Source organism: Dolichospermum sp. UHCC 0352 (assembly GCF_009711925.1).
GTDB lineage: Bacteria > Cyanobacteriota > Cyanobacteriia > Cyanobacteriales > Nostocaceae > Dolichospermum > Dolichospermum lemmermannii.
In genome coordinates this window covers 1-20052 of the sequence record NZ_VIKY01000153.1, presented here as the reverse complement: position 1 = coordinate 20052, position 20052 = coordinate 1, and the positions used below count along the sequence as shown (strand labels likewise).

General features: G+C 38.6%; 21 protein-coding genes, 1 pseudogene and 1 riboswitch. Of the genes and pseudogenes, 13 read left to right on the top strand and 9 right to left on the bottom strand.

Going from position 1 to position 20052, the window contains the following annotated elements:
- Window positions 1-59 precede the first annotated feature (59 nt).
- From ntrB to FJR06_RS10590, 3 genes are all read right to left on the bottom strand, one after another.
- The gene (gene ntrB, locus FJR06_RS10600; RefSeq protein ID WP_015078705.1) at window positions 60-905 is read right to left on the bottom strand and encodes a nitrate ABC transporter permease; all 846 of its coding nucleotides are present in this window, start codon (window positions 903-905) and stop codon (window positions 60-62) included.
- A 99-nt stretch (window positions 906-1004) separates the two neighbouring features.
- A riboswitch (cyclic di-AMP (ydaO/yuaA leader) is annotated at window positions 1005-1201 on the bottom strand.
- 221 nt (window positions 1202-1422) lie between these two features.
- The gene (rnc, locus tag FJR06_RS10595; RefSeq protein ID WP_168651396.1) at window positions 1423-2103 is read right to left on the bottom strand and encodes a ribonuclease III; all 681 of its coding nucleotides are present in this window, start codon (window positions 2101-2103) and stop codon (window positions 1423-1425) included.
- 147 nt (window positions 2104-2250) lie between these two features.
- Window positions 2251-2997, bottom strand: a complete 747-nt coding sequence (locus tag FJR06_RS10590) for an NYN domain-containing protein (protein ID WP_168651395.1) — start codon at window positions 2995-2997, stop codon at window positions 2251-2253.
- A gap of 607 nt (window positions 2998-3604) precedes the next feature.
- Here FJR06_RS10590 and FJR06_RS10585 point away from each other — a divergent pair.
- Window positions 3605-4021: a XisH family protein gene (locus FJR06_RS10585; protein ID WP_168651394.1), complete on the top strand. Its 417-nt coding sequence runs from the start codon at window positions 3605-3607 to the stop codon at window positions 4019-4021.
- Window positions 4009-4344, top strand: a complete 336-nt coding sequence (locus FJR06_RS10580) for a XisI protein (RefSeq protein ID WP_168651393.1) — start codon at window positions 4009-4011, stop codon at window positions 4342-4344. Before FJR06_RS10585 ends, FJR06_RS10580 begins: the two co-directional genes overlap by 13 nt.
- Before the next feature lie 49 nt (window positions 4345-4393).
- Here FJR06_RS10580 and FJR06_RS10575 read toward each other — a convergent pair whose 3' ends face one another.
- Window positions 4394-5110, bottom strand: coding sequence for a GUN4 domain-containing protein (locus FJR06_RS10575; protein ID WP_148763326.1), 717 nt, complete (start codon window positions 5108-5110; stop codon window positions 4394-4396).
- Window positions 5111-5388: 278 nt separating this feature from the next.
- Between FJR06_RS10575 and FJR06_RS10570 the strand changes: the two genes are divergently transcribed.
- Window positions 5389-6810 carry an NADP-dependent isocitrate dehydrogenase gene (locus FJR06_RS10570; RefSeq protein ID WP_168651392.1) on the top strand — a complete coding sequence of 474 codons (1422 nt, stop codon included), beginning with the start codon at window positions 5389-5391 and terminating at the stop codon, window positions 6808-6810.
- 357 nt (window positions 6811-7167) lie between these two features.
- On the opposite strand, the gene FJR06_RS10565 is transcribed toward FJR06_RS10570, so the two are convergent.
- The gene (locus FJR06_RS10565; protein WP_015078712.1) at window positions 7168-7896 is read right to left on the bottom strand and encodes a cytochrome b/b6 domain-containing protein; all 729 of its coding nucleotides are present in this window, start codon (window positions 7894-7896) and stop codon (window positions 7168-7170) included.
- A 90-nt stretch (window positions 7897-7986) separates the two neighbouring features.
- Here FJR06_RS10565 and FJR06_RS10560 point away from each other — a divergent pair, with 90 nt between their 5' ends.
- Both FJR06_RS10560 and trpD read left to right on the top strand, forming a co-directional pair.
- Window positions 7987-8838, top strand: coding sequence for a DNA adenine methylase (locus FJR06_RS10560; protein WP_168651391.1), 852 nt, complete (start codon window positions 7987-7989; stop codon window positions 8836-8838).
- A gap of 116 nt (window positions 8839-8954) precedes the next feature.
- On the top strand, window positions 8955-10001 hold the full coding sequence (gene trpD, locus FJR06_RS10555; RefSeq protein WP_015078714.1) for an anthranilate phosphoribosyltransferase: 1047 nt from the start codon (window positions 8955-8957) through the stop codon (window positions 9999-10001).
- Here trpD and FJR06_RS10550 read toward each other — a convergent pair.
- Complete coding sequence (locus tag FJR06_RS10550) at window positions 9931-10983, bottom strand: TIGR02281 family clan AA aspartic protease (RefSeq protein ID WP_168651390.1); 1053 nt, start codon at window positions 10981-10983, stop codon at window positions 9931-9933. The two genes, trpD and FJR06_RS10550, sit on opposite strands and share 71 nt — an antisense overlap.
- A gap of 336 nt (window positions 10984-11319) precedes the next feature.
- Here FJR06_RS10550 and FJR06_RS10545 point away from each other — a divergent pair, with 336 nt between their 5' ends.
- The 7 genes and pseudogenes from FJR06_RS10545 to FJR06_RS10515 all read left to right on the top strand — a co-directional run bounded on the left by FJR06_RS10545 (window position 11320) and on the right by FJR06_RS10515 (window position 16829).
- Window positions 11320-11802, top strand: a complete 483-nt coding sequence (locus FJR06_RS10545; RefSeq protein WP_015078716.1) for a hypothetical protein — start codon at window positions 11320-11322, stop codon at window positions 11800-11802.
- A complete protein-coding gene (locus tag FJR06_RS10540; RefSeq protein ID WP_174783315.1) occupies window positions 11789-12187 on the top strand; it encodes a hypothetical protein in 399 nt (132 codons plus the stop codon). Before FJR06_RS10545 ends, FJR06_RS10540 begins: the two co-directional genes overlap by 14 nt.
- 96 nt (window positions 12188-12283) lie before the next feature.
- Entirely contained in the window at window positions 12284-13441 is a 1158-nt protein-coding gene (gene carA / locus FJR06_RS10535) for a glutamine-hydrolyzing carbamoyl-phosphate synthase small subunit (RefSeq protein ID WP_015078718.1), read from the top strand.
- A 158-nt stretch (window positions 13442-13599) separates the two neighbouring features.
- The gene (locus FJR06_RS10530; RefSeq protein WP_041457647.1) at window positions 13600-13956 is read left to right on the top strand and encodes an STAS domain-containing protein; all 357 of its coding nucleotides are present in this window, start codon (window positions 13600-13602) and stop codon (window positions 13954-13956) included.
- Between the two features lie 516 nt (window positions 13957-14472).
- Window positions 14473-14952 carry a Mini-ribonuclease 3 gene (locus FJR06_RS10525; RefSeq protein ID WP_015078720.1) on the top strand — a complete coding sequence of 160 codons (480 nt, stop codon included), beginning with the start codon at window positions 14473-14475 and terminating at the stop codon, window positions 14950-14952.
- 662 nt (window positions 14953-15614) lie between these two features.
- Window positions 15615-16406 (top strand): annotated as a pseudogene (gene rlmB / locus FJR06_RS24335) (23S rRNA (guanosine(2251)-2'-O)-methyltransferase RlmB); the annotation flags it as partial.
- A gap of 120 nt (window positions 16407-16526) precedes the next feature.
- Window positions 16527-16829: a DUF1816 domain-containing protein gene (locus FJR06_RS10515; RefSeq protein ID WP_015078722.1), complete on the top strand. Its 303-nt coding sequence runs from the start codon at window positions 16527-16529 to the stop codon at window positions 16827-16829.
- Window positions 16830-16895: 66 nt separating this feature from the next.
- On the opposite strand, the gene FJR06_RS10510 is transcribed toward FJR06_RS10515, so the two are convergent.
- From FJR06_RS10510 to FJR06_RS10500, 3 genes are all read right to left on the bottom strand, one after another.
- The gene (locus FJR06_RS10510) at window positions 16896-17720 is read right to left on the bottom strand and encodes an alpha/beta fold hydrolase (protein ID WP_015078723.1); all 825 of its coding nucleotides are present in this window, start codon (window positions 17718-17720) and stop codon (window positions 16896-16898) included.
- A gap of 18 nt (window positions 17721-17738) precedes the next feature.
- Complete coding sequence (locus tag FJR06_RS10505; protein ID WP_015078724.1) at window positions 17739-18434, bottom strand: CAP domain-containing protein; 696 nt, start codon at window positions 18432-18434, stop codon at window positions 17739-17741.
- 295 nt (window positions 18435-18729) lie between these two features.
- Window positions 18730-19473 (bottom strand): DsbA family protein, encoded by a 744-nt coding sequence (locus FJR06_RS10500; protein ID WP_015078725.1) that lies wholly within the window; start codon window positions 19471-19473, stop codon window positions 18730-18732.
- Between the two features lie 187 nt (window positions 19474-19660).
- Here FJR06_RS10500 and FJR06_RS10495 point away from each other — a divergent pair, with 187 nt between their 5' ends.
- Window positions 19661-19981: a multidrug efflux SMR transporter gene (locus tag FJR06_RS10495; protein WP_015078726.1), complete on the top strand. Its 321-nt coding sequence runs from the start codon at window positions 19661-19663 to the stop codon at window positions 19979-19981.
- The last annotated feature ends 71 nt before the right edge of the window (window positions 19982-20052 follow it).

Genomic DNA, 20052 nt, shown 5'->3' with positions numbered 1-20052 from the left:
AAAATACAAATTCATCTGCGTTTATCCGCGTTCATCATCTTCTATCTGCGTTTAAATCATTAACTTCCTGAACGGTGAGTAACTAACTCTTGAAGTTTTCCCACACCGTAATCTAAAATCAACCCAGTTAAGCCAATTACAAACACGGCTAAAAATACAGAACTCAGATTTAAACGACTCCATTCGTCCCAAACAAAAAATCCTATTCCTACCCCACCAGTGAGCATTTCTACAGCCACAATTACCAGCCAAGCTATCCCCAAACTAATTCGCAAACCTGTAAAAATATAAGGCAAACTTGCAGGTAAAATAATTTTGGTAATCTGTCCCCAGCGGTTCATTCCCAAGACTTGTGCTACATCTAAATAATCTTTAGGAACATTAGAAACTCCCAACGCTGTATTAATAATAGTTGGCCACAGCGACGTAATGAAAATCACAAAAATAGCGGAAGGATCTGCTAAATTGAACAGAGATAAAGAAATGGGCAACCAAGCCAGTGGTGATACTGGTTTAAAAATCTGAATAATGGGATTAAAAGCCAGCATTGCCGGTCTGGACATTCCGATCAAAAATCCCAAGGGAATGGCGACTAATGCACCCAAACCAAATCCTAATATTACCCGCCGTAAACTTGCTAATAATAACCAACCAATGCCTAAATCACCGGGACCTCTTTCATAGAATGGATGTAAGATATAGTCCCAATTAGCAATTAAAGCTTCTGGTGGTGTGGGCATTAATTCATGATTAGCTAATGCTACTATCCACCACAATAAAATAATTCCTAAACAGCCTAATGCTGGGAATAAAAAAGTATCTTGAAAAATTACAAGTTTGGCTTTTCTCCAAACAGTTTGTCCCGCAACTGCAAAAATGGCAGCTATATTTAGTTGCAATATCATTTATTTCACCTCAGCAGAGTTAAGCTTGGATACGCAAATATTAACTAGTACCAACCTTGGACACTGATGAGATCAGAAAATAATTAAAATTCTGTCTCTTCAGTCTCCTCTCAATGCCTACGAAGTTAGCTGACGGGCTAGGGTTGAGAGATCCCCTTTTTTGCTCAATTTTAGATTTGATTTGATTTTTAAAGCTCAAATTCCTAAACTCATCAAGACAAAAATACGCCCCACAATTCGGTTCCTCCGTTCCAGCACTATTAACTGAAATATACTGGATTAAGCTGACTTACTCAATTATGAATAACGACAGAATATTAACATTTATATTCAGTAATAACATCAGTAGTTGTCATGAATATTAGTTTCCAGCGATTATAAATCACTACTACACAAACAAAGTCCACCTGCGTGGACTTATTAAAAATCAAGACCTTTGAACCCACGTAGCTGGGTCTTGTCTATGTAGCTGCGACTTCTAGTCGCCAAATCAAGCAGAAAATCAACAATTATCAATCTAATAAACCTGATTTTTCCATTTCGCTAACGCATCTTCAGCAGCAGCTTTTTCGGCTTCTTTTTTATTCTTTCCTTTACCTTCTCCCTTTTCTTTACCTTCTACTAATACTTTAGCTCTAAATTCTGGCGCGTGAGATGGTCCCCCTATTTGTTCCGTTACATACTTAGGGGGATTTGTGATACCTTTAGCTTGTACCAATTCTTGAAACCGATTTTTGGAATCTACATTAGAACGGATTTCTACAATGTGTTTTGAGGCATCATTAAATAATATTTTAACAATCTCACGGAGTGGTTCAACATTACGATTATTATCTAAATAGTAAGCGCCAATTACAGCCTCAAATGTACTACTTAGTAAGTTAGGATTTTGAAAACCGCCATCTCTAATTGTTCCTTTTCCTAATCTCATTCTAAAGTCTAAACCTACTTCTATAGCAAATTTTGCCAGTTGTTTTTCTTCTACTAATGCGGAACGAAGACGAGTTAATTCATCTTCTCCTTTTTCAGCAAACTTTTCATAGAGATATTCACCGCTTAAAAAATTGAGAATAGCATCACCGAGAAATTCTAAGCGCTCGTTATGTTCCCCTTCTCCGGGGTTTTCGTTAACATAGGAACGATGGGTAAGTGCTTGACGCAAAAGTTTTTCGTGATTGAATGTGAGAAGTTTGTGCATTTTGATATTTTAATTTTTGAGTAAGAGTTTTTAGTGAATATTAACCATATACAAAAATGAAAAAACCGCAAGGTGCGGTTATCATAAACCAGTTATATTAATAAACCGGGATTTTAAAGTTTTTAAAACCAATTTACAGAGTGTATTTTAGGCAGCTATTTGATTTAATTCAATTAAGAATAACTCCTGATTTTGTTTTTTAACTTTACCTTCCTTGACAACCATATCTACAAAGTGTGTAAAGGTTTTGATTTTTTTGCCATTAGGTGTAGAAATAGAGGAAATATTCTGATATTGTGGGTAAATATGACCCATCAATTTGTTAATGTACCCTAGTGTTGTACGCTTTTCATTGATTATTGATGTTTTGATAGCGTTAATCAAATATTCTACAGCTTCATGGTAACTAATCTGAGTCTGAATGTTAGTTATTTGAGATTGAGTTTTTTCCTCAACTAATTTATGTAAGTTATCTATGAAGTAAAATTCATCCGCAATATCTTTTAGACTTTTTTTAGCATTACCTTGTCTGGCAAAAATTATGACGTATTTACCTTTATCTCGTATTATTTTAACCAAATTAGCAAAATCACCATCTCCTGAAACTACGATAAATATGTCTGGTGAATTATTACTGTAAATATCATCAATTACATCAGATTTGAGTTGATTATCTACAGCATTTTTTAAGGGATAAGCAACATCTACTATTTTCACAATTTGTTGAAAATCAGATTCTAAACTCCATTTAGCAAAATTTCTTCCTGATGAATTAGTGTATATCCTTTGGCTGATTACATGATCTTTTTTTAATGTGACAAATTCTATCAATTTTGTTGATAAATCAGAAGTTGCATGAACGTTCTCAGAATCCCAATAGATACAAACTTTCATTTTGTTAATTCTTTAATTTGTTTAGTAAAAATTAACAGCTTCAACAAATCATACCTCTATAGCAATATAACTAGATGAAATAAAAAACTACAAAATTAGTTTTATCTCATTTAGTTTCTCTATCTTAATCAGTTTCAGTCTCAGTATTAGGATTCATTGTTGACAAATCTCGGTTGTGGGTGGCATGAACACTTGCAAATGTTTATACACATTATTTTTCAGATTACATCAATTGTTTAACAAATCGGACACTTTATTTGTGGCAGGTTTGATTACAATTGGGTGTAACAGCCTAAATAATGACGCAATAAAATATTCAAGCAAGTGTTCATGCTACCTATCAATCGGGACTTGTCAACAACGAATCCTACTGCTGAGACAAATACCGACGCTTATGCGTTAGAGTCTCGCTCAAGATTACATTTTTTAAGCAGTCCTATTTTCTAGAATAAACAACTTACTTTCAGATGTCAACCCCCATTTTTGTAAACAATTGTAAAATTTACAACTTGAGATACCCATTTGGGATAGTCCGGGGATTTGGGTGAGGTTTGTGCATAGGGAATATTATTATAATAATAGGTAAAGAAGACTAAATTTTAAACTAATGCCAGCTAAAGATATTTTTCATGATGCTGTTAGGAAAGGATTAGAAAAAGAAGGTTGGGTAATCACGGATGATCCTTTGAGGATTGAAGTTGGTGATGTAGAAATGTATATTGATCTTGGGGCTGAAGAAATTCTCGCTGCTGAAAGAACTGGAGAAAAAATAGCAGTTGAAATTAAGAGTTTCACTGGTACATCTAATATTTCTCAATTTCATACAGCAGTTGGCCAGTTTTTTAATTATCGTTTCGCATTAGAACAAAAAGAATCAGAAAGAGTTTTATATTTAGCTGTTCCTTTGGGTGTTTATCACGCTTTCTTTCAATTGCAATTTATCAAAACAGTTGTCGAACATTATCAACTTAAAATCATTGTTTATGATCCGATTCAGGAGGCAATTGTAGAATGGAAAAACTAAAGCAATATCAAAATTATGTTCAACAAGTTATCAGAGAGTATGCTCAAATAGGTTCAAAGAAAGATGAGATTGAGCAACAACTGATTTTTGATCCCGTTGGTAATCATTATCAGTTAATGTATGTTGGTTGGAAGAACAGACGCAGACAGCATGGTTGTGTTTTACATCTTGATATCAAAAACGGCAAAATTTGGATACAACATGATGGAACGGAGATTGGTATAGCAGATGAATTAGTTAAATTGGGTGTACCAAAAGAAGATATTGTCTTAGCTTTTCATGAGCCTTTGATGAGACAATATACAGGCTTTGCAGTTGGTTAATTTCAGATCCCCGACTTCTCAAAGAAGTCGGGGATCTAACGGGATCTAACTACTTATTCCAAGCAGGATGACACAACAGAGAAGACATCACCCGCACACCACGCAATTGATTAGAGAGGGGTAGATGACCTCTAGGAGCGCTTAAATCCCAGGTGAAGCCGTTAGGATATCTTGTCCAGTTATTACCATTCTTCCAGTCAATTTTTGGCCACAAGTTGACCCAATTTTTACTTAAACCTAACCAAATTTCGCGCTGCACGGAAAAGCCAAATTTACCTTCTGAGTGAACTACCCAGAGTTGATTAATGGTGCGTAAGTCTTGAATTGGTAAACTTTCTACTTCTGTAAAGTATAGCCATTTTCTTTTTACTGCTTGGGGACCTGCTGCTTCACACATCTTTTGAATTGTCAAGAGGTCCGCAGCTTGAAAATCTTGATCTGCAAGTAGCTTTTGCAAAGAATTGTAACTGATCCCACAGTCCGATTTTAGAGGTACAATTCCTTCAGGAAAGTTAGTTTGTAGAAATCCTTGACTTGTCGGTGCATCAGTATTGTAGATGACTTGGTAGACTTTGCCATCAATCCAAGTTGCTGGGGTATCACGACGTTTCAGCAAAAATTCCTTCAACACATCTAACCCATCATTACCCAAGTCAGCTAACTGCGGGATGATTTGTTGTTGGACTTTTTCGGACCCAGCGATTAACTTTTGGCGGAGGGAGTCGAGATCATTTGTAGTGCCTGATACAATCATTGGGTCTGTCATGCCGTTACTCGTGTTAGCGTGAGCGTGAATAAACTATCTACTGCTATCGGTTATTCTACAAAATGAAAGCCGAATAGCGAAAAGTAGTTTACTCCGAATCTTGGGTAAAGTTGGCAAGCCCTTGAGTATATATCTGAAAGAATCACTCACGGTGGCTTTAGCGAAATCCTAGCCCACAATACTTTATCAGGTAAGGAGTTACAGAATCCAGGAGTTACAGAAATTATGACTCCTGACTCCATACCCGGTGAATTTCTTCTATTTGGAATTTGTGAATTATGTACGAAAAGATTACTCCTCCCACCACCGGCGCGAAAATTACCTTCAAAAATGGTGAACCGGTTGTTCCTGAAAATCCCATTATTCCCTTTATTCGCGGTGACGGTACGGGTATAGATATTTGGCCGGCGACGGAAAAAGTGCTTGATGCTGCGATCGCTAAAGCATACAATGGTCAAAGAAAAATTAGCTGGTTTAGGGTTTATGCTGGTGATGAAGCCTGTGATTTGTACGGCACATATCAGTATTTGCCCCAGGATACATTGACGGCTATTAAAGAATATGGCATAGCAATTAAAGGACCTCTAACTACTCCCGTTGGTGGTGGAATTCGGTCTTTAAATGTGGCATTACGCCAAATCTTTGACCTTTATACTTGCGTGCGTCCTTGTCGTTATTACGCTGGGACACCTTCTCCCCACAAAACTCCTGAAAAACTGGATGTGATTGTTTATCGGGAAAATACGGAAGATATTTATTTGGGGATTGAGTGGAAGCAAGGTAGTGAAATCGGCGATCGCCTGATAAAATTCTTAAATGAAGAATTGATACCCGCTACCCCAGAACACGGTAAAAAGCAAATTCCCCTCGATGCTGGTATCGGTATCAAACCCATCAGCAAAACTGGTTCTCAGCGTTTAGTTAGACGTGCTATTAAACACGCCTTATTATTGCCCAAAAATAAGCAACAAGTCACCTTGGTGCATAAAGGCAATATCATGAAATACACAGAAGGCGCTTTCCGGGATTGGGGTTATGAATTAGCCACAACGGAATTCCGTCAAGAAACTGTAACAGAACGGGAATCTTGGATTTTGGGTAATAAGGAAAAAAATCCCCATATTTCCGCAGAAGAAAATGCCCATGAAATTGATCCCGGTTTTGATTCTTTGACTCCAGAGAAAAAAGCGCAAATTGTCAAAGAAGTAGAAACAGTTCTAAATACAATTTGGGAAAGCCACGGCAATGGCAAATGGAAAGAGAAAATCATGGTCAATGATCGCATTGCTGATAGTATCTTTCAACAAATTCAAACTCGTCCAGATGAGTATTCTATTCTGGCGACAATGAACCTCAACGGTGATTATTTATCTGATGCTGCTGCTGCTATCGTTGGCGGTTTAGGCATGGGTCCAGGGGCAAATATTGGCGACTCCTGCGCGATTTTTGAAGCTACCCATGGGACAGCCCCCAAACACGCTGGGTTAGACAGAATTAACCCCGGTTCTGTAATTCTTTCCGGTGTGATGATGCTGGAATTTATGGGTTGGCAAGAAGCCGCAGATTTGATTAAAAAAGGATTAGGTGATGCCATAGCAAATGGTCAAGTTACCTATGACTTAGCGCGGTTAATGGAACCACCTGTACAACCATTAAAATGTTCTGAATTTGCTGACGCAATCATCAAACATTTCGGTTAATTTCCGTTATCGTGAAATTAAGATTCCCGACTTCTTCAAGAAGTCGGGGATTTGAGTAGCGTTTGCTTAGACTGTCTGAATCAGGATAACCAGGATTTAAGGATTAACAGGATGTGATTTTTTATTTAAAGTGGGGTTTTCGGATCATAGAGAAGCTGCTATTACTTAAATAATAAATTATTATTTAAGTAATAGTTTACAAAATAACGTTTTCAATTTGAGAATATTCAATTTATCAATCTGTGCTAGTAATTTTTCCAAAGTTTCAGATTCTTCATTTGACAATTGATTATCAGAATTTTTTATTAATAAATCATCTTCGTAAGAAATTACTAAAACCTGGAATAATAACTCCTTTTATGATTCACCACTAGAAAAAAACAAAGGTAAAACAAATGCTGTGATAATTCCCGCCAATACAATCACCTCGATTATTTTCATTAATAAACCAACTGCCATAAATTGATTAATTTCTTCTCTAAGATTATTAGAAAAATCATTGAACCAAGCACGTAAACGATCATACCAGTTAGCAGGGCTATCTTCTGGACGAAATTTCCATGATAATATTGACAGTAATAATGGCACACCACCAACTTTAGCAGACATCAAAACATGAATTGCTAAACAACAAATCATGATTAACCAAGCTATTAAATGAGCATAATACCAAATATGATCAAGTTCTCCTGTGGGCAGCCATTCTTCTTTCATCATTCTTCCAGATACTACCGCCAAAACAGCAGCGAGTAACATTTTAGTATTTACTAAACGTTGGAGACTTACCCACCAAATTGGTTTACCAAATTGAGTTAAATTTTGGATAGAGTCTGGTTGTAATAGTCGTCTTTTTCCAGCATGAAAACTATAAACAGCAAAAAATGGCAGTAAAATCAAGAAAAATACTGCCAATGTCCCATGAATATCCTGTATAGGATTGATTTTGGGAATGGGAATATATCCAAATCTTTTGTCAAAAGTGTTGTACACTAAGAATCCACTAATAATTGCGCCAATGACTAAAATCCCGCTTATACCATGCAGGATTCTGAATATTAATGGTTGATAGGGGGCTGAACGGTTCATAGATTGATGTAGTAAGTTTGAAGAAGGGTAATTTTGTTGTAAATATTAAAATGTAAAATATATATTATCACTTCTTGAACATTGAACAAAATGAATATCAAAAGTCCTCTCCGTTATCCTGGTGGAAAATCAAGAGCAATTAAAAGCATCGCTGAATGTCTCCCAAAAAAGTTTTCTGAATTTAGAGAACCCTTTGTTGGTGGTGGTTCAGTTTTCATCTATCTTAAACAAAAATTTCCTCATCTCCAGATTGCTATTAACGATTTAAACCCAGAATTATATCTATTTTGGCATTTTGTAAAATCTGATTTATCAAAATTAGTTTCCGAAGTTTGGCAAATTAAAAAAACCTCCCAAGATGGAAAATTACTCTTTGCCAAATTAGCTCATGTAGATGTTAACACCTTATCTGATTTAGAAAGAGCAGTGCGCTTTTTTGTTCTTAACAGAATTACATTTTCGGGAACTATAGAATCAGGAGGTTTCTCCCTAGAATCTTTTCATAAAAGATTTACTAACTCATCAATAGATAGACTGGAAAAATTAGAAAATATACTAACACAAGATGTGAAAATCACCAACTTAGATTATAGTCATCTAATTAATGAACCAGGAAAAGACGTATTTATATTTTTAGATCCTCCTTATGTTAAAGCCGAAAAATCTAAATTGTATGGTAAAAAAGGAGATTTACATATAGGATTTGATCATCAAAGACTTGCACAAATATTAAAGCAATGTCCCCATAACTGGTTAATTACATACGACGATTGCCCAGAAATTAGAGAAAATTTTCAATGGGCAAATATCATTGAATGGGAATTACAATATGGCATGAATAACTATAAACAAAAAAAAGCCGAAAAAGGTAAAGAACTATTCATTAGTAATTATGAAATAAAACCAAAACCCGAAAAATCTCTTCCTTCTCTACCTCTGTGACCTCTGTGCCTCTGCGGTTCGTTCTCATTCCATAAAATATCCACTAACAGCGATAGCGCGAAACAAAAAGCCATTTTTCGGTAAAATCAAATTCAACATCATAAAAAACCCGAACAATGGATTTTAGTATTTGGTCTAACTTACTCAAACAATTATTAGAACGTCAATCATTATCCCGCACTCAAGCCGCAGAATTGATGCAAGGATGGATAAATGAAACAATTCCCCCAGAACTATCAGGGGCGATTTTAATGGCCTTAAACTTCAAAGGCGTTTGTGCAGAAGAATTAACAGGAATGGCCGAAGTCTTAAAATCCCTGTCTTCCGTACCCATAAACAAACGTGAGCATACCCCATTTGTCCCGTTAATTGATACTTGTGGTACAGGTGGTGATGGAGCATCAACCTTTAATATTTCCACCGCTGTCGCCTTTGTAGTGGCTGCTGCTGGTGTACCTGTCGCTAAACATGGTAGTCGTTCAGCCTCCAGTCTTACAGGCAGCGCCGATGTTTTAGAAGCACTGGGAGTAAACTTGACTGCTGCGAGTGAAAAAGTCCAAGCAGCAGTGCAAGAGGTAGGAATTACATTTTTATTTGCCCCTGGTTGGCATCCAGCCCTGAAAGCAGTGGCCCCATTACGGCGAAATCTCAAAGTGCGGACAGTGTTTAATTTACTTGGACCTTTGGTAAATCCCCTGAATCCCACCGGTCAGGTAATTGGTGTTTTTGATTCTCAACTGATAGAAACCGTTGCCGAAGCCTTAAATCTCTTGGGGACGCAAACAGCAATGGTTCTCCATGGACGAGAAAAATTAGATGAAGCTGGTTTAGGCGATATTACCGATTTGGCGATCTTAAAAGATGGTAAAGTATTGTTAACTACTGTTGATCCCCAAGAAGTCGGTGTCACACCTGCCCCCATTACCGCCGTCAAAGGTGGTAACGTTCAAGAAAATGCGGTGATTCTGAAAGAAGTTTTGCAAGGGAAAGGAACACAAGCGCAACAGGATATAGTGGCGTTAAATGCTTCCCTAGCATTACAAGTAGCAGGTGCAGTTCCCTGGCTAAATCATGCTCAAGGAGTGACTTTAGCTAAAGAAATTTTACAAAGCGGTAGCCCTTGGACAAAGTTGGCACATTTAGTGGAATTCCTGGGGGATTAGCTTCTGAGTAGGCTTGAGGACGAAATTCCACAACGTTACGTTTGATAGTTACATCGTAATTACCGAAAAAGTCATGTCCTAAAAGTCCTGTTTCTAATTCTGTCCCAGCGATCGCTACTGGGACTTTATTTACCGTCATCCCCCCAACTTCCATAGAATCAAGATAGCCAATGGGGAATTCCACAGCCTTAGCGCTGGCCGTATTCGCTTTAGCTTTTCCTACCGTTACCACTCCTAAAGCCGCTGCTATCTTTTGGGTGATTACAGTCCCACTAGCTCCCGTATCCACAATCATCTCAAATCGCTGTGTACCGTTGAAGGTAACTTCAATAATTGGTGTACCACCAATTCGCCGCTTAATTGGGGCAATAAATACCTCATTATTGCGGGGGAGGATAGTTGATGACGGGAAACTAGGCTTAGATAAGGATGGTTTTAGGGTTTTGACAGAGGAACGGGGGGGAACTATGCCATGACTCTGTGGCTGAGGAACATCAATGACAACCGATTGCGGTTGAGTTAAAGAAGATGCTAAATTTTTGGGGTAGGCTTTGCGGCGAGCAAAAGCAATTTGACGGCGATATTCACCGATTTGGCGTTGAGCAAAGGCAAAATTGCCACTATCACGGCGGACTTGCTTCATGAGAGCGATCGCATCTTGCAACTGACTCACTACCAAATTCCAATCATCCACAGACACAGCAGATTGGCTGATACTTTTAGCACCAGCAGCTTTATCTAGTGCCATTGCCAAAGGACTTAATTGGGTGAGAGAAGATTCTCGTGGCGTTGATTTCGGACTAGCTAACAATTGTTGACGTTGACGGGGAGAATGGATGGCTGCCAAACTCCCAGTTGACAAAGATTGCTTAGATTCATCAGTTGTCGTTGTCTGCTGATCTTGATCACAGGCAACAGTCAAAACCGCTAAACTAACGGAACAAAAAATGAGGGCTGTCCGGGACAAAAAAGACTGAAGCATAGTGAATGTTTTAACCGCCCTGGCTGCTCTTCCCAAGTGTACTCCTCCCATCCAATTAAAGATGCGTGACTATTGAATCATTTTAAAATTAAAGTTTTGATGAAGAATTTTTGGTGATTTTATATACATATATATGATTTATATGATTTTTTTTGTAAAGGATTGTATAGTAACTACGGGAAGGTTCTGAGTTTTCGATCAACAATATGAATATATTGTCTGTCTGGCATTACCAGATATTATAAGGGAAATGCCGAAAACATAGACTGAAACTCTCTATAGAATCTCCGCGTCTAAAGACGCGGAGAGTGTCAAATACAAGTAGAGGTATTAACCATGTCTAGCGCAGTTTTAATTGATTTTGGTCAAATTTATCAAGTTCGAGGCAACAAGGTTGCTTCTGCTGCAAAATTTGATGAAATTACTTCACGTTTAAAAAAAGCATCAAGAGAGATCAAGACTGAATGGAACAATTTTTCTTCTGAACAACGTGATTACTTAACAGATTTTGCCTACTCTTTCATTGAACCAACGCAGGAAGCTACAGGGTTTTTGGATATCCTCAAATCAAAAATTTATTTGCTTTTTTTGAATCTTACCTCCCAAAGAGAATCTTTTGATGCTTGTGTTGATGCTATTGATTTCTTGGTTGATACAATTCTTGATTGTATTGAGCAAGATGATCCCGGCTATCAGGCTGTTTTATCTGATACTTTAGAGGAATTGCGTTTAAATTACGAACGGATTCCAGAAGTAAAGCCGGAGGATAGTAGTGCCTGGTTGCGAAATATATTCGATAAGGCCATTGCCGAAGTTTGAGATTAGTCTTGTTAAACTTGTTAAAACTCACTACAAAAAAAATAAAAGAGCTAGAGATTCATTTGAGACTTTGATACAAAAGTATATAGAGACTCTTGCAAAAGATCCGCTTTTTGATGAATCAGATAGCGAGAATTTTCCTAAAGGTGCTTACAAACCAGATTTTGAATTTAGAAAAATTCGGTTTTTAATGCCGGAACTTCAAGGTGCTTCTCGTCAAGGCAGATTTATGTATGTTGTTCATCAAGCTTCTTGCTCTGTCTATCCTGTATGGATTTATACACACGAAGAATATCGGCAAAGACCTAGCGATCAGGAATTGAAAGAGCAATTTGCAATTATAGAAGAAATGAATATTGTAGATGTAGACTCTCCACCTTCATAAACCATGAGAAGATATACCTTTGCTGTCTTCTAAAAAAATAATTTATAGAAGATATAAAACCCTTTTTTCTCTCCAATTACTAATTACAAATAATCTATGCCCCTATCTGACGCAATACCTGCTCTACTTGTCCTAGCAGATGGCTCTATTTATCGCGGTTGGTCTTTCGGAGCGACAGGAACTGCCATTGGCGAAATCGTATTTAACACAGGCATGACCGGATATCAAGAAGTGTTAACCGATCCTAGTTACTGTGGTCAAATTGTCATTTTTACCTATCCCGAATTAGGTAACACTGGCATTAATTCCGAAGACGAAGAATCAAATCAACCCCATGTTAAGGGAGCGATCGCTCGGAATATTTGTCATAAACCCAGCAATTGGCGTTCCACCCAATCCCTCCCCAACTACCTCCAACAGCACCAAATTCCAGCTATTTACGGCATAGATACCCGCGCCCTCACTCGGAAAATTCGCACCTTTGGGGCGATGAATGGCGGCATTTCCACAGCAATTCTCGACGAAGCAGAATTGTTAGAAATGGTACAAGCTGCTCCCAACATGACAGGCTTAAACCTAGTCAAAGATGTCACCACACCAACCGTTTACGAATGGCTGGAAGCCACAACAGCCCCTTGGGAATTCAATTCCGCAGCAGTGGCTAAAATTGGCGAAACCTTCACCGTCGTCGCCCTAGACTTTGGTGTCAAGCGGAATATCTTGCGTCGTCTAGCCAGTTATGGATGTCGCGTCATAGTTGTTCCTGCCGATACACAACCAGAAGAAATTCTCAAATACAATCCAGATGGTATTTTCCTCTCCAACGGACCAGGAGACCCCGCCGCCGTCACAGAAGGTATCAACACCACAAGAGCCTTACTAGACAGCCAAAAACCCATATTTGGCATTTGTATGGGACACCAAATTTTAGGTCATGCTCTCGGTGCAGAAACATTTAAACTAAAATTTGGACATCGGGGTTTAAATCAACCTGCTGGTTTACAAACAAGAGTGGAAATTACCAGCCAAAATCACAGTTTTGCTCTTGATCCAGACTCCTTACCAACTGCTACAGTCGAGGTCAGCCACTTGAACCTCAATGATCTGACAGTAGCTGGAGTTCGTCACAAGACCCTACCTGTGTTTTCTGTTCAGTATCACCCAGAAGCCAGTCCTGGACCCCATGATGCTGATTACTTGTTTGAGCAGTTTGTACTAAAAATGCAAGCAGCACGTCAAGGCGCAATCGCCTAACTTGAGGATAAAAAATGTCATGATGGATATTGGTAATTAGTAAAAATTTTTGCCAGTCCCCAACATAGACAAATTGCTCAAAAACCATCTACACTAGAACGTTTACTTTTAGTAAAAAGAACGAGGAGAAAATCATAGCTGAACCACTGAATCTAACCGTGAGCCTGAGAGGTACACGCGAAGTCCGCGATAGCTGTCAGCTATTCCGCCTCACAGGTTTATTAGACGCTTTCTCTGAGCCAACATTCATTAAAGTAATCGGCAGTAAAATTGAGGACGGTCCAAAAAACATCATTTTGGATCTTTCACAGATCGACTTTGTGGACAGTTCTGGCTTAGGTGCGCTCGTAAGACTAGCCAAACTGGCTAAACCTGAACCAGATGGTGAAGGCAGTTTCCAAATTGTCAGTAATGCCCGTGTAACCCAAACGGTTAAGCTTGTTCGTTTAGAAAAATTTCTCTCCTTACAACTTACAGTTGAAGCAGCCCTAGAAAACATCCCCTCTGCGGCTTGATTGCTTAAATGGAAAATCTAAATTAGGCTGTCCGATGTCAAATCTGGATAGCCTAATTTTTGGATATAGTAGGGAATGGAGTTGAAAGTCTTTTAAGTGCATACTGTTATATCAGGGAATAACCCTTATAAGAAAAATGCTGAAAACCCTTGAGAAACAGCAACGCAGTTGCATTTTTCGGACTTCAGGCAAGGGATGAAAGCTGATTGCAGCATTTATACTGCGCTAAAAATGCTAGAATGCTCTTATCAGTACAAGATTTAAAAACCTACCCCCGGACTGGGGGAAAGTCTACGCCCAGAAAATCTTGAGGAGATATCAGCACGCCCAAAGGGCAAACGTGTTGAGCCTGGGAACCTTAGTGATAAGGATATTAAGAGCGTAATCTCTTAAGAATCCCCGTCTCTTTAGAGCGGGGAGTGTCAAGTTGAGAGTTAAATATAATTTAAGTTGTTTTAGATAATGCCGGCAAAAATTGTCTCCCGATGTAGTGCTTTTTTAAGGAATGATTAATCTGTGAAGTCCAAGGAGGAAACAGGCGAACACGAAGAAGATGAAACCGCTACACAGCATTCATCAGATATTTTCCCGTGGTTGGTAAATGCGACGCAACTGCCCCAGCAAATATCCCCAGCCCAAATAAAACAGATATCTCCTTCAGCTTTAGCCTACTTGGGGGATGCAATTTATGAATTATATGTTAGAATGTTTTATCTGTGGCCACAACAACGACTAGACAACTACCATCGTTCCGTCGTGGATCAGGTAAGAGCAGAAACACAAGCGCTACATTTGCGAATGTTAACTCCTTACTTGAGGAGTAACGAATTAGAAATTGTTCGCAGAGGTCGTAACTCTGCTACGAGTCGTCATAAACGACTGAATCCCGAAATTTATCAACAGGCAACTAGTTTAGAAACCTTAGTTGGCTACTTATATCTTACTGATTACCCCCGTTTAACCGAGCTATTACAAAAACTTCCCCTAGAGAAATAGTGAGAAGCTACATCTGGCGATTGTTACTGATTTGTAATTGTTCATTAAATTGATGTCATCGGGCTGTTCCCTCATTTAAATCAAACCTCAATACTGTTATGACAAGTCAACCAAAGAAAAGTAATTCTGGCGGACAACCAAAACGTGGTCAGCCAGTGAAAATCAAGGGCAAACGCGTTGTCCCTCAACCTAGCCGTAATCAAGGCAAAAGTGATGGTAAACCCATTACTGCAAAACCTCGCTCTCGCTACGGTTCTGAACAATCCCCAGAAGTGAAAGTAGACAGAGAAGGTAAATCCTATTCTGCAAAACCTCGGACATCTCGCTACGGTTCTGAACAATCACCAGAAGTGAGAGTAGATAGAGAAGGTAAATCCTATTCTGCTAAACCTCGCTCTCGCTACGGTTCTGAACAATCCCCAGAAGTGAGAGTAGACAGAGAAGGTAAATCCTATTCTGCTAAACCTCGCTCTCGCTACGGTTCTGAACAATCCCCAGAAGTGAGAGTAGACAGAGAAAGTAAGTCATTTTCCGTGAAACCCCGCACATCTCGCTACGGTTCAGAACAATCTTCAGAAATCGCATTACCAACGGGCGGTAAATCCTTCACTGCTAGATATCGTCCCTCTTCCCAATTTTCCGAGCAATCCTCAGAAATCACACCCACAGAAGAAACTGATCTAATCTATGGTCGTCATCCAGTTTTGACTGCCTTGGAAAATGAACACAGTATCAACCGTCTTTGGATTACTACTCGTCTCCGTTATGATCCCAGATTTCATCATTTGATTTTGCAAGCCAAAGATAATGGCGCAGTTATTGATGAAGTTGAACCAATGCGGTTAGACCAAATTACTGGTCGGGCAAATCACCAAGGAATAGCGGCTCAAATTGCTCCTTATTCTTATATTGAACTAGAGGATCTGATTAGCAACGCTAAAGCTGTGACTGATCCTGTAATTGTAGTTGCTGATGGTATTACTGATCCCCACAATTTAGGGGCAATTATTCGCACAGCAGAAGCGATTGGCGCTCACGGTTTGGTGATTCCTCAAAGAAGGGCAGCGGGAATTACTTCTACGGTAATGAAAGTCGCAGCAGGGGCATTAGAAACCTTTCCTGTATCTAGAGTTGTCAACCTTGGTCGCGCTTTAGAACAGTTAAAAGAAGAAGGCTTTTGGATTTATGGAACTGCGGTTACAGGTAGCGAACCATTACAAAGTGTTAAGTTTAGCGGACCTGTGGTTTTAGTCGTGGGTGGTGAAGGCGAAGGTCTGGGGATGTTGACACAACGTTCTTGTGATGTTTTGGTGTCCATTCCCTTACAGGGCAAGACTCCTAGCCTCAATGCTTCGGTGGCGACTGGTATGGCACTTTACGAAATTTATCGCCAAAAATCTCAAAATACACTGTATCTTGATAAACTACAGACAATTGCTTTGAAAAAACAATAGTACAGTTACTGATTTCGTAGACAAATATCCACGAAATCAGTGACTATAAACAATGTAAAAGACAATAAATCTCACCTATTTTCACACATCCAGTCACACGTTTATAAATCGGCGAAAACCATGAAAACGATTTGGCATAACTTCCAAGAGGGGTTGATTAATACATTCAATGGACTCGGCCTTGCTTGGTGGGTAGAAATTGTCACACAAAATCCCAGTTGTACATACTACTTTGGTCCATTTTTCAGTTCTGTGGAAGCTACTAAAGCCAGCAATGGCTATATAGAAGATTTGGAAATTGAAGGAGCGCAGGGAATTATAGTGAATATCAAACGCTGTAAACCTACTGTTTTAACAATTGCTGAAGATTTGGGGGAATGGATTGACCGTAAAGTAAAGCCTGTCTTTAGCGGTCAAATTTAGTCTAATCAACAATTCCAGAGGCTGTTATCGTTCCTGGGCTAATCCTGGGAACGAACTATGGCTAATTTAAACTTCGATTATTTGGGGGTTGGTTACTAACCAACTATCAATGTCTCCTAATAACTGTTGGGGTATTTCCCAAGGAAAGAGGTGGGCTGTGTTGGGGTAACATTGCCATTGAGAGTTTTTGATGTGTCTGGCTGTTTCTAAACTGGCATCAGCGGTAATGTGACGGTCTTGTTCACCAGCAAGCACTAGGCTAGGACATTGGATTTGCCAAAGGTCGGGGGTGCGATTATAACCTGCTCTAATGGCACTGTAGAGGGCGTTTGTAGCTGCTGATGAGGTTTGTAAGTAGGCTGGTAGGGCATCCCTAGCTATGTAATTGTATGCTGTGGATGTGTGTTGTTGAATTAAGTAGCGAAAGAGCGATCGCTTGCCGAAAGTATCAATATTCCATTGCCAACTGGGTTTTATATAGTTCAATATACCAGCAATGCCTGTATAAATATTGTCTTGCCAAGAAATCCGGGGATGATTGCCCCAAGGTCTAGCGGCAGTGGCTACTAAAATTAAGCCTGTCACCCGTTGCGGTAGGCGCATGGCCAGTTCCATGGCTAAAATGCCTCCTAGCGACCATCCCAATAATAAACATTTTTCTATTTTAAATTGGTCTAATAGGGCTTCTAGGTCGTCTAAATGGTCTTGCATCTCAAATTTGCCCTGAAACCGACTTTTGCCATATCCACGCAAATCTGGGGCAATGGTTTGGTAGCGTTTTGATAGATGATTGGTAAAGATAGAGAGGCTACGTCCCGAACCAGGATGACCATGTAAACCAAGGATGGGAAATCCTTGACCTTGGATGTAGAAGTTAAGTGGTACAGCCATAAATCCTGATTGTAAGTTCTATTTTTCGATATAACCACCAGCATAGGTAATGACGCAGATAGTTCTGTATTGTTTGTGAGAACCGTAAGCTACACCAGTTACCCGAAAAGATGGGTTAAAAATATTTGTCCGATGTCCACGGGAAGGTACACCATCATCAATTATTAGTTGCATGACAATGTCTTGGGCTGTATTTGGTCCATAACTGATATTTTCACCAGCGGTAGTTTGCCATTTCCCATAACGATTGATGCGAGTGTCAGGTCTGCTACCATCACTACCATCATGACCTGTTGTTCCCTTTGGTCCTTGGTCTTTAGCATGATCTCGCGCACCTAAAGACATTCCTTTGGAGGCACGTAATGCACTGACGGGACGGACGGATTTTAAAAAAGTTATCGCTTCATTAACCGGTTTTACGCCTTCTTGGGTGATTAAATAGGTATTATAGGAAATTTTGACGCGATTTCCCTGAAACCGCTGTTTATAATTTTCTAAAATGGGCAAATATGATTGAGGATTTGTTCTGACTTTGTTAGTTTCCGCAATTACTTGTTTTTCCAAGGTGGACAGATAACTTGTTTGTGCTAATGAAGTTTGATTATTTTTATTAGCAAGCAGTTGAATGGTAGATTCTGGAGGTTTTAGTAATTGATCAGAAAAAGTAGTTGCCAGCGTAATAGGTAATAATATCAAAAATCCCAGGTAACGCATTCATGACCCCGTTTTCTTGTTTACTGTAGTAGTAATCTTTTTGGATAACTACCTATTACCTGTTGTAATATTTTTGGTTATTAAATGTAAAGGGTTATTTGTAAATAAACTGATGATTTGTCAAAATAGGAATTGAGAAGCGAAAAGTTATCCTCATCACTTCTCATAAGACTACTCCTTACACTTATTGCAATTAGAACAGTTAACCAATACGTGCCACCTCTAGCTAAAGGTGCAGATTTATTGGCAACAACGATAAAATTGGTATAAAGTATTGCTTAACCATCAGATTTTATTATTTACCTTGCAATATTTCTTCCACTTCTGTGAGTTTTACCGGTCCAGCAAAATTTGGACTGGTCATAATAAAAGATGGTGTGCCACCCAATCCTAATTGTTGGGCTAATAATAGGTCTTTTTGGATGGATTTATTAGCTAATTTGCGATCATTGCCAAATTTTGTGAGGTTTAAATTGAGCTTTTTAGCAGTGTCTAAATATAAAGTCTCACCCAATTGTTTTTGGTTGGTAAACAAGGCATCATGATATTCCCAAAACTTACCTTGTTGATATGCGGACCAAGCTACTGTAGCTGCGGGTAATGCTTGATCATGAATTTGATAAAGGGGAAAATGCTTATAAACTAAGGTGAATTTATTTGGATATTTTGCCAATAAATCTTTGAGTGTTTGATGGGCTTCGGCACAATAAGGACATTCAAAATCTGAAAATTCTATCAATAAGGTTTTTGATTTGGTTGCACCAATTGTGGGAGAATCACCAATTACAGATTGAGGATTTGTTTGAAAATCATTGATAAATTTTTGTCGTGATTGTTGTAGTTTCTCTTGCTGTTGCTGCTGGTATATTTCTACAGATTTAATAATGATTTCGGGATTTTTGCGGATAATTTCTAAAACTTGTTGTTCTAGTTGGGGGTTGATTTTGGTATCAGCTTGGACAGGAAGTGACCAGGTTAATATCAAGCCGATCAAGCTAACAATTGCTAAATTTCGGAAATGAGTCAAAATTTTGAACATTTTTTTTCAAGGTATAGCACTAGCAATGTGATTTTATCAAGTAGCGGATAAAACAGCAATTATTTCAAGTTTCTGAAATAATGCCTTTAGTTAATATACATTTTTTAAATTAAAGTTTACATAGAATTTAATTCTGGACAAAATTTATCAGTAAATATCCCAATCAAACAGGAGTGAGATCACAGTTATGCTAATTAGTTGGCTTTATCTGATAGCAGCAATTATTTTTGAAGTTTCTGGTACAACTTGTATGAAACTGTCAGAAGAATTTACCAAAATTATCCCCTCAATTTTTATTTTTGTATTTTATGGACTTTGCTTAACGTTTTTAACTCTTTCTCTCAGGACAATTCCGGTGAGTATAGTTTATTCTATTTGGGCAGGTTTTGGTACTCTGATAATTGCTACGATTAGCGTGATTTGGTTTCATGAGTCTTTTACGCTGGTAAAAATTATCTCTATGTCTTTTATAATTATCGGTATTATTGGTTTAAATTTGGCTGAGTAAAGGGACGAGGCAGAGGCAGGGGGAAATAATTACTAACAACCACTGACAACTGTACGGGCGAAGCATTTGGA